Source organism: Embleya sp. NPDC050493, from assembly GCF_044458105.1.
Lineage (GTDB): Bacteria > Actinomycetota > Actinomycetes > Streptomycetales > Streptomycetaceae > Embleya.
On the sequence record NZ_JBITHP010000063.1, the window covers coordinates 1 to 17,690 of the forward strand.

The window sequence follows — 17,690 nt, forward strand, 5'->3', positions numbered from 1 at the left end:
AACACACCCCTATCGGGAAAATGGTTGTCCAAAACCGGGCCGCCCCCCCGGGTCGACCGCGCCCCCCCCCGGCGGCCCCCCCCCCCCACGGGGGCGCCCGCCGGCCCCCGGGCCGCGCGCGGCTCCCATCCCTTCGCCCGCTTCGTGCTGGTGCGCCTGTCCGTCGGCCTGCTGCTGTGCCTGGGCATCACGATCCTGGCCTTCGTGCTCACCCACGCCGTGCCCGGCGACCCGGTCGCCGCCAACCTCGGCGACCGCGCCCAGAACGACCCGGCCGCCGTCGCCGCGTTCAAGGAGAAGAACGGGCTCAACGAGTCCCTGCCCTCCCAGTACGGCACCTACCTGGACAACCTCCTGCACGGCGACATGGGCACCTCTCAGCAGACCCACCGACCCGTGTGGGACGACCTGGCCGACCGGGTGCCCGCCAGCCTCGAACTCGCCCTGGTGGCCATCGTGTTGGCGCTGGTGATCGGCGTCGGACTGGGCATCGTCGCCGCGGTGACCCGCAACCGCTGGCCGGACCGGATCATCCGCATCGTCAGCCTCGCCGGCGTGTCCATGCCGGTGTTCTGGCTCGCCCAGGTCTCCTTCTACCTCTTCTCCTTCAAACTCGGCTGGATCCAGGCGGGCGGGCGACTGTCGCCCGGCGCCATCCCACCCGAGGACATCACCGGCCTGTACACGCTCGACTCGCTGCTCACCGGCGACCTCGGCACCTTCGGCGAGGCCTTCTCCCGACTGGTGCTGCCCGCGTGCGTGCTGGCCGCGTTCAACATCGGCGTGCTCACCCGATTCACCCGCGCCGCGGTCCTGGAAGCCCTCGGCAACGACTACGTCCGTGCCGCCCGGGCCAAGGGCCTGCCCGAGTTCACCGTGATCCGCCGGCACGTGCTGCGCCCGGCACTCACCTCGATCCTGACCGTCGCCGGGCTCACCTTCGGTGGCATGCTCGCCGGCACCGTCCTGGTCGAGAACGTGCTTTCCTGGCCGGGCCTGGGCCAGTACGCGTACAAGAGCGCACTGAACCTGGACCTGCCGTCCATCATGGGCGTCTGCCTGTTCGTCGCGGTCGTGTACGTCGTGATCAACCTCCTCGTGGACCTGCTCTACGGGGTCATCGACCCGAGGATTCGCCTCTCGTGAACGCCACGCGCCTCTTCCTCGGCGATCGGCTCGGAGCCGACCGCACCGGCACGGACGACCCCGCCCCGCGGCGCAAGCGCCGCCCGGGCAAGTCGCCGTGGCGCAGCCCCCTGGCCATCACCGGACTGGTCATCATCGGCGTCTTCCTGATCGCGGCGATCTTCGCATCGCTGATCTCGCCCGAGGACCCGCTCGCCCAGAAATGGCCCAAGTACCAGTCGCCGTCCGGCGAACACTGGTTCGGCACCGACCAACTCGGCCGTGACATCCTCTCCCGGGTCATCCACGGCACCCGCATCTCGCTCCCGCTCGCCCTGCTCCTGGTCGTGCTCGCCATGGTCATCGGCACCGTGCTCGGCGCGGTCGCCGGCTACTTCGGCGGCTGGATCGACATGATCGTGATGCGCTGCGCCGACCTGGTGCTCGCCTTCCCGGCGATCATCCTGGCCATGGCCGTGGTCGCGGCACTGGGCCCCAACCTGACCAACGCCGTGCTCGCGGTGGTGATCGTCAGCTGGCCCACCTACGCCCGCGTGGTCCGCGGACTGGTGCTGACCCTGCGTCAGTCCGACTTCGTCCAGGCCGACCGGCTGCTCGGCGCCTCCGGGTGGCGCGTACTGGCCGTGGACCTGCGGCCCAACCTGGCCGGCCCGGTCGCCGTGCTCGCCGCGCTCGACCTGGGCAACGCCGTACTGCTGCTGTCCGGACTGTCCTTCCTGGGCCTGGGCGCGCAGCCGCCCGCCGCCGAGTGGGGCGCGATGGTCAACGCGGGCTCGGCGAACTTCGACGCGTGGTGGGTCGCGGTCTTCCCCGGCGCGGCCATCCTGCTCTCGGTGCTCGCCTTCAACTTCCTGGGCGACACCCTGCGTGACGCGCTCGACCCGCGTACGGCACGGGCGATCCGAAAGTGACGGACATGAACGACACCCCGACCCCGCCGGCGGTCGACGACGAGCCGCTGCTGGCGATCCGCGACCTCGTCGTCGAACTGCCCGGACCCGACGGCGAACGACTGCGCGCCATCGACGGCGTCGACCTGACCGTGGGCCGCGGCGAGATCGTCGGCCTCGCCGGCGAGAGCGGCTCCGGCAAGACGATGACCGCCCTCGCCCTGCTCGGGCTGCTGCCCCAGGGCGGCAGCGCGAGCGGGCGCATGCTCGTCGAGGGCCAGGACGTGCTGACGATGACCCCGCGTGAGGTCCGCGACCTGCGCGGCAACCGCGTCGCGATGGTCTTCCAGGATCCGATGACCTCGCTGCACCCGATGCTGAGCATCGGCAAACAACTCACCGAACACCTGCGCCACCACAAGAAGTTGGACAAGCGCGCGGCCAACGCCCGCGCGGTGGAACTGCTCGCGACGGTACGCATCCCCGACCCCGAGCGGGCCCTGCGCCGCTACCCGCACCAGTTCTCCGGCGGCATGCGCCAGCGCATCGCCATCGCCATCGCGCTGGCCTGCGATCCGGCGCTGCTGCTCGCCGACGAGCCCACCACCGCGCTGGACGTCACCGTGCAGGCCGGCATCCTGCGCCTGCTGGACCGGCTGCGCCGGGAGAACGGCCTGTCGGTGCTGATCATCACGCACGACCTGGGCGTGATGTCCGCGCTGGCCGACCGGGTTTCGGTGATGTACGCGGGCCGGATCGTGGAGAGCGGGCCGCGCGCGGACGTGCTGCGCGAACCCCGCCACCCCTACACCCGCGGCCTGCTCGACGCGCTGCCGCACCCCGACGGCGGCACCGCGGCGCTCGTACCGATCGTCGGCGCCCCGCCCAAGCTGGGCCAGGCGCCCACGGGTTGCGCGTTCCATCCGCGCTGCCCGTACGCGGTCGACGGTTGCCGGGAGGAGCGCCCGCGGCTGCTGGCGCTGACGCCGACCCACGCCGGGGCCTGCCCGATCGATCCGCTCGCCGTCGCCGCCTCGAAGGTGGGTACCCCATGACCGTCTCCTCCGTCACGTCCACCGTCACCGTCACCTCCAAGGACACCGGGCTGACCCTGCGCGATGTGAGCGTGTCCTACCGCTCGCCGGGGCGACCCGCCGTGCGCGCCGTGGCCGGTGTGGACCTGCGGGTGAAGCCGGGCCAGGTGGTCGGCCTGGTCGGCGAATCCGGCTGCGGCAAGTCGACCCTGGGCAAGGCCGCGGTCGGGCTGCTGAGGCCCTCCGCCGGCGTCGTCGAGTTCGACGGACACCCGGTCACCCCGCTGGGGCTGCGGTCGCGACCGACGCGGCAACGCGGCCTGCAGATGGTCTTCCAGGACCCGTACGCGTCGCTGAACCCGCGCCGCCGGGTCGGCGAACAGATCTCCGACGCCGTGGTCCTGGCCGGCGGCACCCGCGACCGCGGCCGCGGCGTGGCCCGCGAACTGCTCGACCGGGTCGGTCTGCCGGTCGAGTTCGCCGACCGCTTCCCGCACGAGTTCTCCGGCGGCCAGCGCCAGCGCATCGCCATCGCCCGAGTGCTCGCCGCGGAACCCACGTGCATCGTCGCCGACGAGCCGATCGCCGCGCTGGACGCGTCCGCGCAGGCCTCGGTGGCCAACCTGCTGCTCGAACTGGCCCGCGAGCGCAACGTGGGCCTGCTGTTCATCTCGCACGATCTGTCCATCGTGCGGCAGATCGCCGACACGGTCGCGGTGATGTACCTGGGCACCGTCGTGGAGAGCGGCCCCACCGACCAGGTCTGGGCCGAGCCGCGGCACCCGTACAGCAAGGCCCTGATCGCGGCCGTGCCGCGCGCGGACGGCAGCGGCGAGTTGCCCGTGGACCTGCCCGGCGACGTGCCCGACCCGGCCTTCCCGCCGGCCGGCTGCCGGTTCCACCCCCGGTGCCCGATCGCCGTCGACGCCTGCGCGGTCGGCGAACCGGCACTGGTCGAGTTCCTTCCGCGCCGGCGCGCCGCGTGCACCGTCCTCGCGCCGACCCTCACGAAAGCAGGGTGACCGCACTCATGTGGCTGACCAACTGTCACGTCGTCGACGTCGTCACGGGCGAGGTGCTGCGCGATCGCAGCGTGCGGGTCGAGGGATCGACCATCGCCGAGGTGCGTGCCGCGCTGCCGCCCCACGCGAACGCGCACGACCTGGGCGGCCGGCACCTGCTGCCCGGGCTGATCTCGTGCCACTCGCACCTGTCGGTGGTCTTCCCGTTCTCCGACACGCGCGAGGACGAATCGCCGGGCCTGACCGCGTTCCGCGCCGCCCAGCGCGCGCACGACGCGCTGCGGGCCGGCATCACCACGCTGCGCTGCGTGCACGAACAGAACCAGATCGACCTGGTGTTGCGTGATGCGCAAAAGCGCGGCTGGATCCAGGCCCCGCGGATCTTCGGCGCCGGCCGCGCGCTGTCCACACCGCACGGGCACGGCGAGGGCGCGGACTGCTCCTACGCGAGCGGCCCGGACGGCTTCTACCGCGCCGCGCTGGGCGAACTGGCCGCCGGCGCCGACCACCTGAAGATCTTCATCAACTCCGGCCTGGCCCGCGAGGGCGAGGACTTCGAGCACGCGGAGATGACCGACGAGGAGATCGCCGCCACGGTCAAGGCCGCCCACGAACACGACGCGTACGTGGTCGCCCACTCCGGCGAGTCCGGGGCGATCCGCGCCGCGCTGGCCCAGGGCGTGCGCTCCTTCGAACACGCGTATGCACTCGACGACGACACCGCGCGCCTGCTCGCCGACCGGCGTGCCTTCGTCACCCCCACGCTGTGCGTGACCAACTCGCTCGACTGGATGCGGGAGAACCGCTTCGAGGAAGCCTCGATCGCCAACGCGCAGAACGCGATCGAACCGCACCAGGAGAGCTTCCGGCGTGCGGTCGCGGCCGGTGTGCAACTGGTCAACGGCACCGACATCCCGCCCGCCGACCTGGTCGAGGGCGTGCCGGCGGCGGTGTACGAGATGTTCCTGATGGCCCGCGGCGGTCTGGACAACCTGCGCGTGCTCCAGTCGGTGTCCACCACCGCGGCGCGACTGGTGCAGGCCGAGGACCGGCTGGGACAGGTCGCGCCCGGCTTCACCGCCGACCTGGTCGCCGTCGACGGCGACCCGCTGCACGACATCTCGGCTCTGGCCCGGTTGTCGTTCGTCATGCAGGGCGGTCGGATCGTCCGCGAGGACCTGGCCGCCTGACCCGTCGCGGACGCCTCCCGGCGGATGCGCCTCGCCGGCCCCGCCCGGGAAGCGCCACGTCCGCGACCCGATCCACCCACGACGTAAGGACCTTCGTGCCATGACCGACGCCGCCGCGCGCAACACCCACCGACCCGCCGGGTCGGCCGAGGACCGGGCCGCCGTCTGGAGCGCCCTGCTCGACATCTACGCCGGCTTCACGGCCGGCGATCGGGAACGCATCGACAGCCGCATCCACCCCGAGGCCACGATCTGGGACTCGGCCGCACCGGAACTCCTGTTCGGCCGGGCCGACCTGGACCGGATCCGCGCCGCCCGACCGGTGGGCCCGGACGCGCCCGTGGTCACCGGGATCCACGCGAGCGACGAGGTGATCGACGTCTGGGACGACACCGCCCTCGCCCGCTACACGCTGCGCGTGGACTTCGCGCCGGCCGCCGACGGCTCGACACCGGCCTCCGAACACATCCGCAACACGGCGGTGGCCCGCCGCTTCGACCACGGCTGGCTGGTGGTGCACAACCACGAGGACCTGCTGGCGTAACCCGCCCGCTGCTGCGCGGCCCACGGGCCGCCGGGGCCGGTCGCCGCGACGGGCGGGCACGTCGACGGCGGGCGTCGGGACGGGTCGCCGGCCCGGACGCGTGTGTCCGGGAGCCGATCGGGCGTTCGGGCAAACGCTCCCCCCGACCCCCGCGGGCACCTGCGCGGGAGTGGGCGCGCGCGGGGGAATCGGACTGGCCGTCGCGGGCCTGGCCCTGGCCGGTCTGATCCCCTCCAGCATCCGCCAACCCCCGTATGCGGCGACCTGGTTGATGGTGCTGAGCGTGGTGTGCCTGTTCCTGGCCGGCGTGGTGGTCGTACAGGCGGTCCGCACCGCGCGGGCGATGTCCTTCGGCGCGGGCTGCGCGACGATCGCGACCTATCTGGTGTCCCGGCCGGCCGCCGACGGGTCTCCGGACTGGCTCGACCCGCATGCCCTGATCATCGTGACCGCCGGCCTGCTGACCGTGGGCTGCGCGGCCACGTACCTCGGCCGGATCCCGGAACAGCCCAGCCCGTGGGGCATCGCCGCGCCGGGCCGCCCGGAACGCTTCGAGGCGCTGGTTCCGGAGCACCGCCCGCCGGGCTCGGGTGAACTGGTCCGCTGAGCACGCGGTGACAGGGGGCTCCGACCTTCGTCGGGCCCCCTTTCGCCTGTCCGGTCGCGGAAGCCCCGATCCGGCGCACCGGGGGCGAGGTCCGCGGGCGCCCTGCTCCGTCGGGGAAGTCACCCGGATGCGTGCCCGGTTCCTGCATGATGGCGGTGCTGCCCGGAACGCCGGGCTCCGGTCGTCGGGGTGCTCGCCCCGGTTGCCGTTGTGATTCACCTGCGCGGGGTGGACGTCTTGGCTCCCTCATTCGACGATGCGTATCGGGCCGCCGCGGAGCGGGAGGCGGACGCACTCCGGGCCGAGCAGGCGCGAGGACGGCTCGCACAGGACGGTCGGGCGCATGCCCGGGCCGTCGCCGAGCCGGCGCTCCTGGCGCTGGTCGAGCCGCTGCGCCGGCGGCTGGAGGCGTCGCGGATCCCGATGCAGACCTACACCGATCGTTCGCGCTCGGGACTGTTCGCGCGTCGCGGTCGGCACTTCTGGCCGCCGGCACCCTCCTTCCGGGGAACGCGCGAGACGCTGAACGTCGCGGGCTGGACCTCGGACGGCCTGGTGCCGACCCGCAGCGGCCATTTCTCGATGGACTACCGGTTGCCGGGGCCGGAGGGCTTCGCGGCGCTGCTGGACGGCATCGACACGGCCGACGCGAGCGCGCCGTCGTCGGTGCGCTCCGGTGGCCTGTTCGTGGACCGGGCGACGAATCTGGTGCACTGCCTCCGCGCCATCGGGGACGGCGTGGAGGAGCGCACGGTGCACGAACTCTCGTCGTATCTCGCGGACATGGTCGTCCGGCTGGAGCTGGTGGAGCAGAACCGCCGCAACGGGACGGCATACGGCAGCCGAGCGTCCCCGCGGCAACACCCCCGACGTCGCGTCATGCGCGGTCGGAACTCGCCATCAGCGCGGACAGCAGACCCGGGAAGGATTCGTCGAACTCGTCGCGGCGCAGCGCGTTCATCCGCGACGTGCCCACGTAGAACTGGCGGATGAGGCCGGCCTCGCGCAGGACGTGGAAGTGGTGGGTGGCGGTGGACTTGCTCACCGGCAGCTCGATCGTGCCGCAACTGACCGGCTCCGGGGCGGCGTAGAGCTCGCTGACGATCCGTCGGCGCACCGGGTCGACGAGGGCCTCGAGGACCTGTTGCAGGCCGATCGTCCGCACGTCCGGGTGGGGCGGGACGCGTTCTCCGCCGCGCTGCGTTGTCGCCATCGATGTCCATACCTCCCGCCTGCATGCTACTACGGCGTCCATCAAGTGCGATGGCCATCAAAGTTTGACAGCTGTCGTACCTTCCGCTTGAGTGAGGCACGTCGACGCGGTCCCGTGTCACCAGTGCCCGGAAGGAATGATGCGTGATGGTCAGGACAGTGCGCTTCCACGAACTCGGCGGGCCGGACGTGCTGCGCGTGGAGGACGTCGAACTCGGTGCGCCGGGGCCCGGCGAACTGGCGATCCGGGTGGACGCGATCGGCATCAACCGGGCCGAGGCGCTGTTCCGCAGCGGCAACTACATCCAGGACGTGGAAAAGTTCCCCGCCCGGCTCGGCGTCGAGGCCGCGGGCGTGGTCGAGGCCGTCGGCGCGCAGGTCACCGGATTCGAGGTCGGCCGACCGATCAGCGTGGTGCCCGCCTTCTCGATGAACGACTACGGCGTCTACGCCGAACGTGCGATCGTGCCCGCGTCGGCCGTGCTGCACCGCCCCGAATCGCTGGACGCGGTCGCCGGCGCCGCGGTGTGGATGCCGTACCTGACCGCCTACGGTGCCCTGGTCGAGGTCGGCGGGATGCGCGCCGGGGACACGGTCGTCCTGACCGCCGCGTCCAGCAGTGTGGGCCTGGCCGCGATCCGCACGGCGCACCGGGTCGGCGCGGTCCCGATCGCCACCACCCGCACGCGGGCCAAGGTGGAGCAACTGCGCAAGGCCGGCGCCGCCGAGGTGATCGTCACCGAGGAGGAGGACATCGTCGAGCGGGTGCGCGCCTTCACCGGAGGCCGCGGCGCCGAATTCGTCTTCGACGCCGTCGCCGGCTCCGGCGTGGTGGACCTGGCCAGGGTGGTCGCCCCCGGCGGCACGCTCCTGATCTACGGCGCGCTCAGCGGCGAGGTGACCCCCTATCCGGGATTCGACCTCGGCATGCCCGCGCTGAACATGCGCACCTACACCGCCCTGGAGACCACCACCGACCCGGAACGGCTGCGCCGGGCCGAGGCGTTCGTCGTCTCCGGCCTGCGCAGCGGAGCCTTCGAGCCGACCGTGGACCGCACCTTCGAGCTGGAGCGGATCGTCGACGCGCACCGCTACCTGGAGGCCGGCGCCCAGGTCGGCAAGATCGTGGTCACCGTCGAGCACTGACCGGCCCGGCCGACGTCGGCGACGGACCGTGACCCGCCCGTTCGTCCGCGATCGATCCCCATCGTTCAGGCTCCGTGAACGATTCGGCGGGCACGACGGCCGTTTCGCCGGGCACCCCGGCGCGGCGGCGGTCCGAGCCGGTCCGCCTCGGGCCGCTCTGTGTCGAGCCGCTTTGTGTCGGGCCGCTTTGTGTCGGGCCGCTTTGTGTCGCTCGCTCCGCGTCGCCCGCTCCGCGTCGGCCCGGTCCGCGGGCGGGGCGAGCGAGCCGGCGACGGTCAGCGCGGGAGCGGGCGGCGGGGTGAGGAGCCGGGGCCGCCGGGTGTGGATCCGCGCAGCACGACGTCGGGGCCGTGGCCCAGGGCGAGGGCCATCCGGATGTCGTCGAAGCGCTCGTTGTCGACCTCGATGACGTTGGGCAGGCGGCCCCACACGGTGAAGCCGAACTCCTCGTAGAGCTCGATGGCGCCGTGGTTGTTGCCCCGCACACCCAGGGTGAGGGTCTCGATGCCGGCTCGGCGGGCGCTGTCGATCAGGGCCGTCATCAGCAGGCGGCCCAGCCCCAGGCCGCGGCTGGTCGGGTGGGCCATCACCTTCTCCACGTCGGCGGTGTGCGCGAAGACCGGTTCCGGCCGGCGCCGCCACAGGCCGGTCGCGGCGACGTCGCCGTCGACCAGGGCGACGACGAGCGTGGCATCGCCGATCCGGACGGCGGCGAGCGCGTCCTCCAGCCAGGCGTCGGTGGTGGGCTTGCCCGGCGGGGACAGGTAGCCGATCGCGCCACCGAGGCGCGCGACATCGTGAAAGATCCGGTGGATCTCCGCGCGCAGCCGGTCGTCGGCGTCGGTCGGTCGGACCAATTCGATCTTCGGTTCCATGGCGGACATTGTTCCGGCCCCGATTCCGCGGGCGGGCACCGGCCCGACGGGGCGCCCGCCCGCCGCCGCCGGTTGCCTCGCCCGGCCGGGGGCACCGTGACCGGGCCGCGGGGCGTGGCGTGGACGGGCGCGGCGGTGTCGCGAGGAAGGTGGGAGTACGTACACCGGGTGCGTGGGTACGACCCGAGGGTTGCGTGATCCCGGGACCGAGGCGGCGACCTCGGTGCCGACCCGAGCGAGGAGGACCCATGGGTACCGTGCCGGCCTGGCAATTGCGAGCCGCCTTCGCCCGCCGCCTGTCGGACATGTACGGATCCGAAGTCCCGGCCTACACCACACTCCTGGCCGCGGTCGCGGAGATCAACGAGGACGTGTCGCGCATCGACGGCGCCGCCGGTCGGTTGGGCGGCATCGAACGGGTCGCGGCGGAACGACACGGGGCGATCCGGGTCGGCACGGCCCGGGAGTTGCGTCGGGTCGCGGCGATCTTCGGCGCGATGGGGATGCATCCGGTCGGCTTCTACGACCTGCGCGAGGCCAGTCGCAGCTCGGTTCCCGTGGTGTCCACGGCCTTTCGCCCGATCGAACCGGCCGAACTGGCCCGCAACCCCTTCCGGGTCTTCACCTCCTTGCTGACCACGGCCGATCGCCGATACTTCGATCCGGACCTCCAGGCCCGGCTGGAGGACTTCCTGGCCGCACGCGAGCTCTTCCCCGCCGAGTTGTCCGAGCTGGCCGAACGGGCCGAGCGCGAGGCCGGGCTCGACCCGGAGTCGGCCGAACGTTTCCTGACGCTCGCCGTCGACGCCTTCCGGCTGTCCACCACGCCGATCGACCGGGCCTGGTACGAGGAACTGGCCCGGGTGTCCGCGGTGGCCGCCGACATCGGCGGGGTGAGCGGTACGCACATCAACCACCTCACCCCCCGGGTGCTGGACATCGACCGGCTCTACCGGGAGATGGGACGGCGCGGGATCACCATGATCGACGAGATCCAGGGTCCGCCCCGCTGGGACGGTCCCGACGTACTGCTGCGCCAGACCTCGTTCCGGGCCCTGGAGGAGCAGCGGCGCTTCCGCGATGCCGACGGCGGCACCGGGACCGCCCCGCTGCGGGTGCGGTTCGGCGAGGTCGAGGCCCGGGGCATCGCCCTGACCGCGAGCGGCCGAGCCCTGTACGACGACCTCATGGCCGAGACCGATCGCCGCTGCGAGGGGGCCGCGCCGACGGACCGCGCCGGCATCGCCCGCGAGGTGTGGACCGCGCGCTTCCCCCGCACCGAACGGGAACTGGCGTTGAACGGGCAGGCGTTCTTCACCTACCGGGCGGTCGCGGTCGACCGGCGACCCGCCGATCGACAACCCCCGGCAAACCTGGCCGGTCTCCTCGACCAGGGCTGGATCGACGCCGAGCCGATCGTGTACGAGGACTTCCTGCCACGCTCCGCCGCCGGCATCTTCCAATCCAATCTCACCGATGCCGGCACTCGGGACACCGCCCGCTCCGGCGCACACTACGACCGGCAGTGGCTGGCCGAGGTCATCGGGCGACCCGTGCACGACCCGGTCGACCTGTACGGGGCACAACAGCAGGCGTCCCTGGCCGAGGCCCGCGCCGCCCTCGGCCTCGCGCCCGCCGCGCCGGCGTGACCGGCGGGCGCCGCGCGAACCACCACGCCCCCCGCGCCCGTTGCCACCCCCGCCGTACCCGCCTTCGCCCCCGGCCGCTCGTCGTCACCGGAGCCGAGCGCCCGCCGTCCCGATCCCGCAGGACGCACGCCGAACGCCGAACGTGACCTCGCACCCGTCCCCGTCCCGGCCAGGAGCCCCGATGCCCGACTCCACCACCACTCTTCCCGACACCGACCGGCTGCGCGCCCGGGCGGAGGCGTGTCTGCATCGCTGTGGCGCCGTGCCCGGCCCCGACGCCGGCGACCTGACCGTGCGCACCCCGATCACCGGCGGCATCCTGCGCCGGCTCGCCTCCGCCACGCCGGAGCAGGTCACCGAGGCGGTCGGCGCCGCGCATCGTGCGTTCGGCGTCTGGCGCACGACGCCGGGGCCGGTACGCGGGGCGTTGGTCAAACGCCTGGGCGAACTGCTCGGGGAACACCACGAGGACCTGGCCGAACTGATCACCCTGGAGGCGGGCAAGATCCGGACCGAGGCGCGCGGCGAGGTGCAGGAGATGATCGACGTCTGCGACTTCGCCGTCGGGCTCTCCCGGCAGCTCTACGGGCGCACCATGCCCTCGGAGCGACCCGGGCACCGGCTGTCCGAGTCGTGGCACCCGTTGGGCGTGGTCGGCGTCGTCTCCGCCTTCAACTTCCCGGCGGCGGTGTGGTCGTGGAACACCGCGATCGCCCTGGTCTGCGGTGACGCCGTGGTGTGGAAGCCGTCCGAACTGACCCCGCTCACCTCGCTGGCCTGCGCCGCGCTGCTCGACCGGGCCGTCGCCGACGTCGGCGCGCCGGCCGACCTGCATCGCCTGGTGCCGGGGCATCGTGCGGTCGGCGAGGTGCTGGTCGAGGATCCGCGGGTCGCGTTGGTGAGCGCGACCGGGTCGGTGCGGATGGGCCGCGAGATCGGCCCTCGGGTGGCCGCCCGGTTCGGTCGCTGCCTGCTCGAACTCGGCGGCAACAACGCGGTGATCGTCGCGCCGTCGGCCGACCTGGACCTCGCGGTGCGCGGCATCGTCTTCGCCGCGGCCGGCACCGCCGGACAGCGCTGCACCACGCTGCGCCGGGTGATCGTGCACGAGGACGTCGCGGACGTGCTCGTCGCGCGGCTGACCCGGGCGTACGCGGAGCTGGTGATCGGCGATCCGTTCGCGGACACCACCCTGGTCGGGCCGCTGATCACCGCCGCGTCGGGGGAGGCGATGGCCGGGGCCCTGGAGCGGGCGCGGGCCGACGGCGGCGACGTGGTGGTCGGCGGCGAGCGGGTGCTCGGAGCGCAGGCGCCCGACGCGGTGTACGTGCGTCCTGCGATCGTGCGGATGCCCGGGCAGACCGAGATCGTGCGGGAGGAGACCTTCGCGCCCATCCTCTACGTGCTCACCTACCGCACGTTCGATCAGGCGATCGCCCTGAACAACGATGTGCCGCACGGGCTTTCGTCCGGCATCTTCACCCGGGACCAGCGCGAGGCGGAACGGTTCCTGGCCGCGGACGGCTCCGATTGCGGGATCGCCAACGTCAACATCGGCACCTCCGGCGCCGAGATCGGTGGCGCGTTCGGCGGCGAGAAGGAGACCGGCGGCGGCCGGGAGTCCGGATCCGACGCGTGGCGGGCGTACATGCGCCGGGCGACCAACTCGGTCAACTACTCCGACGAACTCCCGCTCGCCCAAGGGGTCGACTTCGGCTGAGACCGGCAGGGGCACGATCTCGGCGCCCGGCGGGAGGGCGCCCGGTGCGGATGCGGGCGGGCACCCGGACCGCGTGCGGGTGCGTTCAGCCGGGGCTGGAGCGGCCGTGGCGCCAGTAGCCGAAGAAGGCGATGTCCGACTTGGGGACCTTGCGCTCGTTCACCAGGTGTCGGCGCAGACCGGTCGGGAGGCCGTGCTCGCCGGCGGCCCACGTGTAGAACGGGCCCGTGGGCAGGGTCGCCGACTCGACGGCGCCCAGGGCGAGTCGACCGGGCACGGAACCGGCGCCGTTCCGGGCCAGCCAGTGCACCCGCACGCCCGCCGGGGCCTCGACCCGCTCGCGGATGTCCGCGACCTCGGGCACCTCCAGGAAGACCTCCGCGACCAGGGACGCGGGGGCGTGTTCCAGGATGGACAGGATGGCCGGCAGCGCGCTCTCCTCGCCGACCAGCAGGTGCCAGTCGGCATGACCGGGCGGCAGGTACATCCTGCCCAGATCCCAGATGCCGGCCGGGTCGCCCGGTCGGGCCCGGGCCGCCCATGCCGACGCGGGTCCGGCGTCGCCGTGCAGCGCGAACTCGATGTCGATCTCGTGCAGTTCGGGACGGAACGCGCGAATCGTGTAGTTGCGCACCCAGGGTCGACGCGCCTTGGGCAGCAGCATCACCTCGGCCATCCACGCATTGTTGGAGAGCTTCGGCATGCGCAGCTCGTCCTGACCCTCGCGCGGGAAGAACAGTCGTACGCCCTTGTCGAACCCCGGGTCGTGCAGATGCTCCAGTTCGGATCCGCCGAGCGTCAGACGCACGAAGTTGGGGCTGAGGCGCGTGTTCTCCCGCACCGTCAGGGAGATCATCCGCCGCGTTTCCGGCAGTTGCACCTTCGGCAACATCTCTGCTCCTCGCTGTCGCAGCTTCGTCGGGGATCGCACCGCGGCGGGCGGGTCGGGCGCATCGGCGCGCATCGGTGTGCGCCCGCATCGGCCCGGGGCCGGCCGAATCCGGCCCGGCCGTCGACCCGAGGCCCAGGTCACGGCCCAATTATGAGCAATTACTCACTGCGCGCGATACTCGCTTTTCGCACGCCGCCGCAGGGGTCGTCACGGCGCCGACCAGACGACGACCACACCCCCGCGAGCAGCACGAACGCCCGCGGGCCGGGCCCACTCGCGCCCGCGTCCGGGGCGGGCTGCTCACTTTTCCGATCGGCTTTGATCGCCAGGGTCGGGCGCGACACTAGGATCCGAACGGTTGATCGACAGACGGATCTGCACGGCCATGGCGGAAGGACGAGAATGTTCGCGACATCCCTGGGCGACGGAGCCGAGTTGCGGCCGCTGGAGCCCTGGCGGGCCGAGGAGTTCCTCGCCCACATGGACCGCGGGCGGGAGTTCGTCGGTCGCCACATCGGGCTCTCCGACGTCACGGCCGACCTCGACTCCGCACGGAACTGGCTCCAGTCCTACGCCGACAAGACCGCCGCCGACGCCGGCCGGTTGTACGGCATCTGGCTGGACGGGCTCCTGGTCGGCGGGGTGCTCTTCCGGGTCTTCGACGCGCCTGCGGGCAACTGCGAGGCGGGCTGCTGGCTCGAACCGGCCGCCGCCGGCCGGGGGTTGGTCACCCGTGCGGCAACGGTGATCATCGACTGGGCGATCCGAGAGCGCGGGATCCACCGGGTGGAGTGGCTGGTGTCCTCGAAGAACACCCCGAGCATCAACGTGGCCAAGCGCCTCGGCATGACCCGCGACGGCGTCCAGCGGCAGAACCACCCCTACCGAGGAGTGCGGCAGGACACCGAGATCTGGTCCGTGCTGGCCCCGGAATGGCTCGCCGCACGCGGCACCGCCTGACCCGCGCGTCGACGCACGGGCCGGCGTGCGGTTTCCCGGGTGCCTGCCGGCAGGAGCCCCGGGCCCGGGGGTCGGCTCGTGGTCGGGCCGGGGCGTGTGCCTGTGCCTGTGCCCAGAGCCTGCCGACAGGCCGGGCGCGGGCGGGCCGCCGCAGGCTCAGTGCCCGCCGGACGTCCACCCCTGCCGGTGCAGGCGGTCGAATCCGTCCAGGAGCAGGTCCAGCGCGAACTCGAATTCGAAACGGTCGTCGCACCCCGCCCCGACGGTCGACGCCGGGTCGTGGGCCCGGGTCGTCGCCAGCTCCGCGATGTGCGGATACCGTTCCGCGACCTCCGGCGGCAGGGCCGCCGGTGCCGATCCGGGGGCCGGCGAGTCGTCGAACAGCTCCTGGGTGAAACCCAGCATGCGGCTGCCGAGGGCATGCATCACATGATGGGTGAGGTCCACGGAGAAGCCGCCGGCCCGGAACATCCCGATCATCGAGTCCATGTAGGCGAGCAGGACCGGGGTCGGACTGTTGCGCGACTCGATCACCCGGTACGCCCAGCGATGCCGTAGCAGCGTCTCGCGCGCGGAGAGGATCCGCCGGCGGACCGCGCTCCTCCAGTCCGAGCCGGGGACGGGCGGCTCGACCTCGCCCACGACGACGTCCACCATGCCGTCCAGCAGCTCGTCCTTGTTGGCCACGTGCTTGTAGAGCGCCATCGGCACCACGCCCAGCTGCTGGGCGAGCCGGCGCATGCTGAGCGACTCGATCCCGACCTCGTCGGCGAGCGCCACCCCGGCCCGCAACACCCGATCCCGGCTCAACGGCACCCGGCGGGTGGTCTCCGACTGCCGAGCCGTCTCGACCATCTCCCTGCACCCCTTCGCCGACCGGTGTTCGCGCTTGACGAGTGTACGGCGTACGCCTACCTTGAACGCGAGGTGTACGCCGTACACCTCGACCCGGCGGGTCCGTCCGTGGGTCGATCCGTCCTGGAATGGAGTCCGGATGAAGCCGACCAGAGGGACCGCGATGATCGCCGGTGCGCTCTTCCTCGTCACCGAGGTGGCCGCGATCGCGGGGGTGCTGCTGTATCGCCCCGTCCTGACCGACTCGCGCTACGTCCTCGGGTCGGGCGCCGACGGTCGAGTTTTGGCGGGGGCGCTGTGCGAGATCGTGCTCGTGATCGCGATCATCGGCAGTGCGGTCACGCTGTACCCGGTCCTCAGGAAGCGGCACGAGGGAGTCGCTCTGGGCTACGTCTGCCTTCGGCTGCTCGAAGCCGCGGTCATCGTCGTCGGGATCGTCGCCACGGTGTCGATCGTGACGCTGCGCCGGGATCGGGCGGGTGCCGGCGATGCCGAGGCGGCCGTAATGGTCGCCAAGTCCCTGCTGGCGATCCACGACTGCACGTTCCTGTTCGGCCCCAACTTCATCCTGGGCGCGAACACCGTGGTACTGGCGGCCCTGATGTACGCCTTCCGACTCGTGCCGCGAACGATCGCCGTGTGCGGGCTGATCGGCGGGCCGCTGATCTGCGCCTCGGCGACGGCCGTGTTGTTCGGGCTCTACGAACAGGTCTCCGTGGTGGGGTCGATCGCAGCCGTCCCGGTCTTCGGGTGGGAAGTGGCGCTGGCCGTCCGGCTGATCGCGAAGGGCTTCGATTCGTCTCCCGTCGAGGCGCGCCGACGGTTTTCGAGGCGCCGCCGGACGGTGGTGTCGGAATCGGTGTGATCACGATGCCGGGACCTGTTGCGGATTCCGCAGCCGTGGCATGGCAGCATGCATCCTGACTGATCTGACGGTGCGTCACACAACTGGCGAGCCGGTCGGGTCGGCGCGGAACGCACGAGCAGGACACGGTCGTCCGGCGTCGCGACGGAACGGGCAAAACCCGGGAGGTCGACGGCGTTCGGCGGACGGATATCATCGACGCAGTGATCAAGTTACCAATGGGTAAGGTACTCAAGGGACCTTGCCCGGTCGGCCGATACACGCCCCGGAAGGGACGTCCCACCGGAGGAGTCGAACGCCCATGCAGCTCGCAGGGATCGTGATCTCGCTGCTGATCAGCGTGATCGGGTTCGCCCTACTCGGGCGCACCGCCGCCTACATCCACTCGTTCGTCAAGCTCGGGCAGCCCGTGCGCGGCCGGACCAGCGCGGCCGGCACCCGTTTGCGCACGATGCTCACCGAGACGGTCGGGCACACCCGGATGCTCCGCTGGGGCATCGTCGGCGCCGCCCACTGGTTCGTCATGGTCGGCTTCGGCGCGCTGATCCTGACCCTGGTCAACGCGTACGGACAACTCTTCTCGCCCGAGTTCGCCCTGTGGGGTCTCGGACACTGGGACGTGTTCGAGGTCTTCACCGAGTTCATGGGCCTGATGACCATCGTCGGCATCCTCGTGCTGATCACGATCCGACAGCTCAGCCACCCGCGGCGGGCCGGGCGCAAGAGCCGGTTCGCCGGATCCCGGTTCGGCCAGGCCTACTTCGTCGAGTTCGTGGTCGGCTCGGTGGGTGTGTGCATCATGCTGCTCCGCGGCCTGGAGGGGGCGCTCGCCGGAGTCGACGCGTACGAGCCGGGCTACTGGGTGAGCTACCCCCTGGTGTCCGCGTTCGGAGGGCTCTCCGACGGCACGCTGGAGAACCTGATCTACCTCGTCGCGACGATCAAGATCGTCATCTCGATGACGTGGGCGATCACCATCGGCCTCAAGCCGAGCATGGGTGTGGCGTGGCATCGTTTTCTGGCGTTCTTCAACATCTACTTCAAGCGTGAGGCGGATGGTGGGGTTGCGTTGGGTGCGTTGCA

Annotated in this window: 17 protein-coding genes and 1 pseudogene; 14 read left to right on the forward strand and 4 right to left on the reverse strand. The window is 72.0% G+C overall.

The window, feature by feature from the left end:
* The first annotated feature begins 150 nt into the window (after positions 1 to 150).
* The 8 genes from ACIBM5_RS46745 (at position 151) to ACIBM5_RS46780 (ending at position 7,426) form a co-directional block, all read left to right on the forward strand.
* Entirely contained in the window at positions 151 to 1,146 is a 996-nt protein-coding gene (locus ACIBM5_RS46745) for an ABC transporter permease (protein WP_396012805.1), read from the forward strand.
* Positions 1,143 to 2,057, forward strand: a complete 915-nt coding sequence (locus tag ACIBM5_RS46750; RefSeq protein ID WP_396012806.1) for an ABC transporter permease — start codon at positions 1,143 to 1,145, stop codon at positions 2,055 to 2,057. Before ACIBM5_RS46745 ends, ACIBM5_RS46750 begins: the two co-directional genes overlap by 4 nt.
* A 5-nt stretch (positions 2,058 to 2,062) precedes the next feature.
* Complete coding sequence (locus ACIBM5_RS46755; RefSeq protein ID WP_396012807.1) at positions 2,063 to 3,091, forward strand: ABC transporter ATP-binding protein; 1,029 nt, start codon at positions 2,063 to 2,065, stop codon at positions 3,089 to 3,091.
* Positions 3,088 to 4,092 carry an ABC transporter ATP-binding protein gene (locus tag ACIBM5_RS46760; protein ID WP_396012808.1) on the forward strand — a complete coding sequence of 335 codons (1,005 nt, stop codon included), beginning with the start codon at positions 3,088 to 3,090 and terminating at the stop codon, positions 4,090 to 4,092. The genes ACIBM5_RS46755 and ACIBM5_RS46760 overlap by 4 nt, the downstream gene beginning before the upstream one ends.
* Positions 4,089 to 5,282, forward strand: a complete 1,194-nt coding sequence (locus ACIBM5_RS46765) for an amidohydrolase family protein (RefSeq protein ID WP_391583767.1) — start codon at positions 4,089 to 4,091, stop codon at positions 5,280 to 5,282. The genes ACIBM5_RS46760 and ACIBM5_RS46765 overlap by 4 nt, the downstream gene beginning before the upstream one ends.
* Positions 5,283 to 5,382: 100 nt before the next feature.
* Positions 5,383 to 5,826 carry a DUF4440 domain-containing protein gene (locus ACIBM5_RS46770; RefSeq protein ID WP_391583766.1) on the forward strand — a complete coding sequence of 148 codons (444 nt, stop codon included), beginning with the start codon at positions 5,383 to 5,385 and terminating at the stop codon, positions 5,824 to 5,826.
* A gap of 169 nt (positions 5,827 to 5,995) precedes the next feature.
* Positions 5,996 to 6,433, forward strand: a complete 438-nt coding sequence (locus tag ACIBM5_RS46775; protein ID WP_396012809.1) for a hypothetical protein — start codon at positions 5,996 to 5,998, stop codon at positions 6,431 to 6,433.
* Positions 6,434 to 6,670: 237 nt separating this feature from the next.
* Entirely contained in the window at positions 6,671 to 7,426 is a 756-nt protein-coding gene (locus ACIBM5_RS46780; protein ID WP_396012810.1) for a hypothetical protein, read from the forward strand.
* Here the strand turns inward: ACIBM5_RS46780 and ACIBM5_RS46785 are convergent.
* Entirely contained in the window at positions 7,311 to 7,646 is a 336-nt protein-coding gene (locus ACIBM5_RS46785) for an ArsR/SmtB family transcription factor (RefSeq protein WP_396012811.1), read from the reverse strand. The genes ACIBM5_RS46780 and ACIBM5_RS46785 overlap by 116 nt on opposite strands.
* A gap of 146 nt (positions 7,647 to 7,792) precedes the next feature.
* Here ACIBM5_RS46785 and ACIBM5_RS46790 point away from each other — a divergent pair, with 146 nt between their 5' ends.
* Positions 7,793 to 8,791 carry a zinc-dependent alcohol dehydrogenase family protein gene (locus ACIBM5_RS46790; RefSeq protein WP_396012817.1) on the forward strand — a complete coding sequence of 333 codons (999 nt, stop codon included), beginning with the start codon at positions 7,793 to 7,795 and terminating at the stop codon, positions 8,789 to 8,791.
* A 275-nt stretch (positions 8,792 to 9,066) separates the two neighbouring features.
* Here ACIBM5_RS46790 and ACIBM5_RS46795 read toward each other — a convergent pair whose 3' ends face one another.
* Positions 9,067 to 9,666, reverse strand: a complete 600-nt coding sequence (locus ACIBM5_RS46795) for a GNAT family N-acetyltransferase (protein ID WP_391583762.1) — start codon at positions 9,664 to 9,666, stop codon at positions 9,067 to 9,069.
* Between the two features lie 248 nt (positions 9,667 to 9,914).
* Between ACIBM5_RS46795 and ACIBM5_RS46800 the strand changes: the two genes are divergently transcribed.
* Both ACIBM5_RS46800 and ACIBM5_RS46805 read left to right on the forward strand, forming a co-directional pair.
* A complete protein-coding gene (locus tag ACIBM5_RS46800) occupies positions 9,915 to 11,315 on the forward strand; it encodes a 2-oxoadipate dioxygenase/decarboxylase family protein (protein ID WP_396012812.1) in 1,401 nt (466 codons plus the stop codon).
* A 181-nt stretch (positions 11,316 to 11,496) separates the two neighbouring features.
* Positions 11,497 to 13,035: an aldehyde dehydrogenase family protein gene (locus ACIBM5_RS46805; protein ID WP_396012813.1), complete on the forward strand. Its 1,539-nt coding sequence runs from the start codon at positions 11,497 to 11,499 to the stop codon at positions 13,033 to 13,035.
* Positions 13,036 to 13,120: 85 nt separating this feature from the next.
* On the opposite strand, the gene ACIBM5_RS46810 is transcribed toward ACIBM5_RS46805, so the two are convergent.
* Positions 13,121 to 13,927, reverse strand: coding sequence for a siderophore-interacting protein (locus ACIBM5_RS46810; protein ID WP_396012814.1), 807 nt, complete (start codon positions 13,925 to 13,927; stop codon positions 13,121 to 13,123).
* A gap of 402 nt (positions 13,928 to 14,329) precedes the next feature.
* Here ACIBM5_RS46810 and ACIBM5_RS46815 point away from each other — a divergent pair, with 402 nt between their 5' ends.
* Positions 14,330 to 14,887, forward strand: a complete 558-nt coding sequence (locus tag ACIBM5_RS46815; protein WP_396012815.1) for a GNAT family N-acetyltransferase — start codon at positions 14,330 to 14,332, stop codon at positions 14,885 to 14,887.
* A 156-nt stretch (positions 14,888 to 15,043) separates the two neighbouring features.
* Here the strand turns inward: ACIBM5_RS46815 and ACIBM5_RS46820 are convergent, their stop codons facing one another.
* Positions 15,044 to 15,742, reverse strand: a complete 699-nt coding sequence (locus ACIBM5_RS46820) for a TetR/AcrR family transcriptional regulator (protein WP_391583757.1) — start codon at positions 15,740 to 15,742, stop codon at positions 15,044 to 15,046.
* A gap of 139 nt (positions 15,743 to 15,881) precedes the next feature.
* Between ACIBM5_RS46820 and ACIBM5_RS46825 the strand changes: the two genes are divergently transcribed.
* Together ACIBM5_RS46825 and ACIBM5_RS46830 are read left to right on the forward strand one after the other, a co-directional pair.
* Positions 15,882 to 16,607, forward strand: coding sequence for a DUF4386 domain-containing protein (locus ACIBM5_RS46825; protein WP_396012816.1), 726 nt, complete (start codon positions 15,882 to 15,884; stop codon positions 16,605 to 16,607).
* A 301-nt stretch (positions 16,608 to 16,908) separates the two neighbouring features.
* Positions 16,909 to 17,690, forward strand: a pseudogene (locus ACIBM5_RS46830) (Fe-S oxidoreductase); the annotation flags it as partial.

Bases quoted from the DNA above. Each gene is read 5' to 3' on its own strand.
- ACIBM5_RS46755 (WP_396012807.1), top strand. From the start codon at position 2,063: ATGAACGACACCCCGACCCCGCCGGCGGTCGACGACGAGCCGCTGCTG.
- ACIBM5_RS46760 (WP_396012808.1), top strand. From the start codon at position 3,088: ATGACCGTCTCCTCCGTCACGTCCACCGTCACCGTCACCTCCAAGGAC.
- ACIBM5_RS46770 (WP_391583766.1), top strand. From the start codon at position 5,383: ATGACCGACGCCGCCGCGCGCAACACCCACCGACCCGCCGGGTCGGCC.
- ACIBM5_RS46785 (WP_396012811.1), bottom strand. From the start codon at position 7,646: ATGGCGACAACGCAGCGCGGCGGAGAACGCGTCCCGCCCCACCCGGAC.
- ACIBM5_RS46790 (WP_396012817.1), top strand. From the start codon at position 7,793: ATGGTCAGGACAGTGCGCTTCCACGAACTCGGCGGGCCGGACGTGCTG.
- ACIBM5_RS46795 (WP_391583762.1), bottom strand. From the start codon at position 9,666: ATGGAACCGAAGATCGAATTGGTCCGACCGACCGACGCCGACGACCGG.
- ACIBM5_RS46800 (WP_396012812.1), top strand. From the start codon at position 9,915: ATGGGTACCGTGCCGGCCTGGCAATTGCGAGCCGCCTTCGCCCGCCGC.
- ACIBM5_RS46805 (WP_396012813.1), top strand. From the start codon at position 11,497: ATGCCCGACTCCACCACCACTCTTCCCGACACCGACCGGCTGCGCGCC.
- ACIBM5_RS46810 (WP_396012814.1), bottom strand. From the start codon at position 13,927: ATGTTGCCGAAGGTGCAACTGCCGGAAACGCGGCGGATGATCTCCCTG.
- ACIBM5_RS46815 (WP_396012815.1), top strand. From the start codon at position 14,330: ATGTTCGCGACATCCCTGGGCGACGGAGCCGAGTTGCGGCCGCTGGAG.
- ACIBM5_RS46820 (WP_391583757.1), bottom strand. From the start codon at position 15,742: ATGGTCGAGACGGCTCGGCAGTCGGAGACCACCCGCCGGGTGCCGTTG.
- ACIBM5_RS46825 (WP_396012816.1), top strand. From the start codon at position 15,882: ATGAAGCCGACCAGAGGGACCGCGATGATCGCCGGTGCGCTCTTCCTC.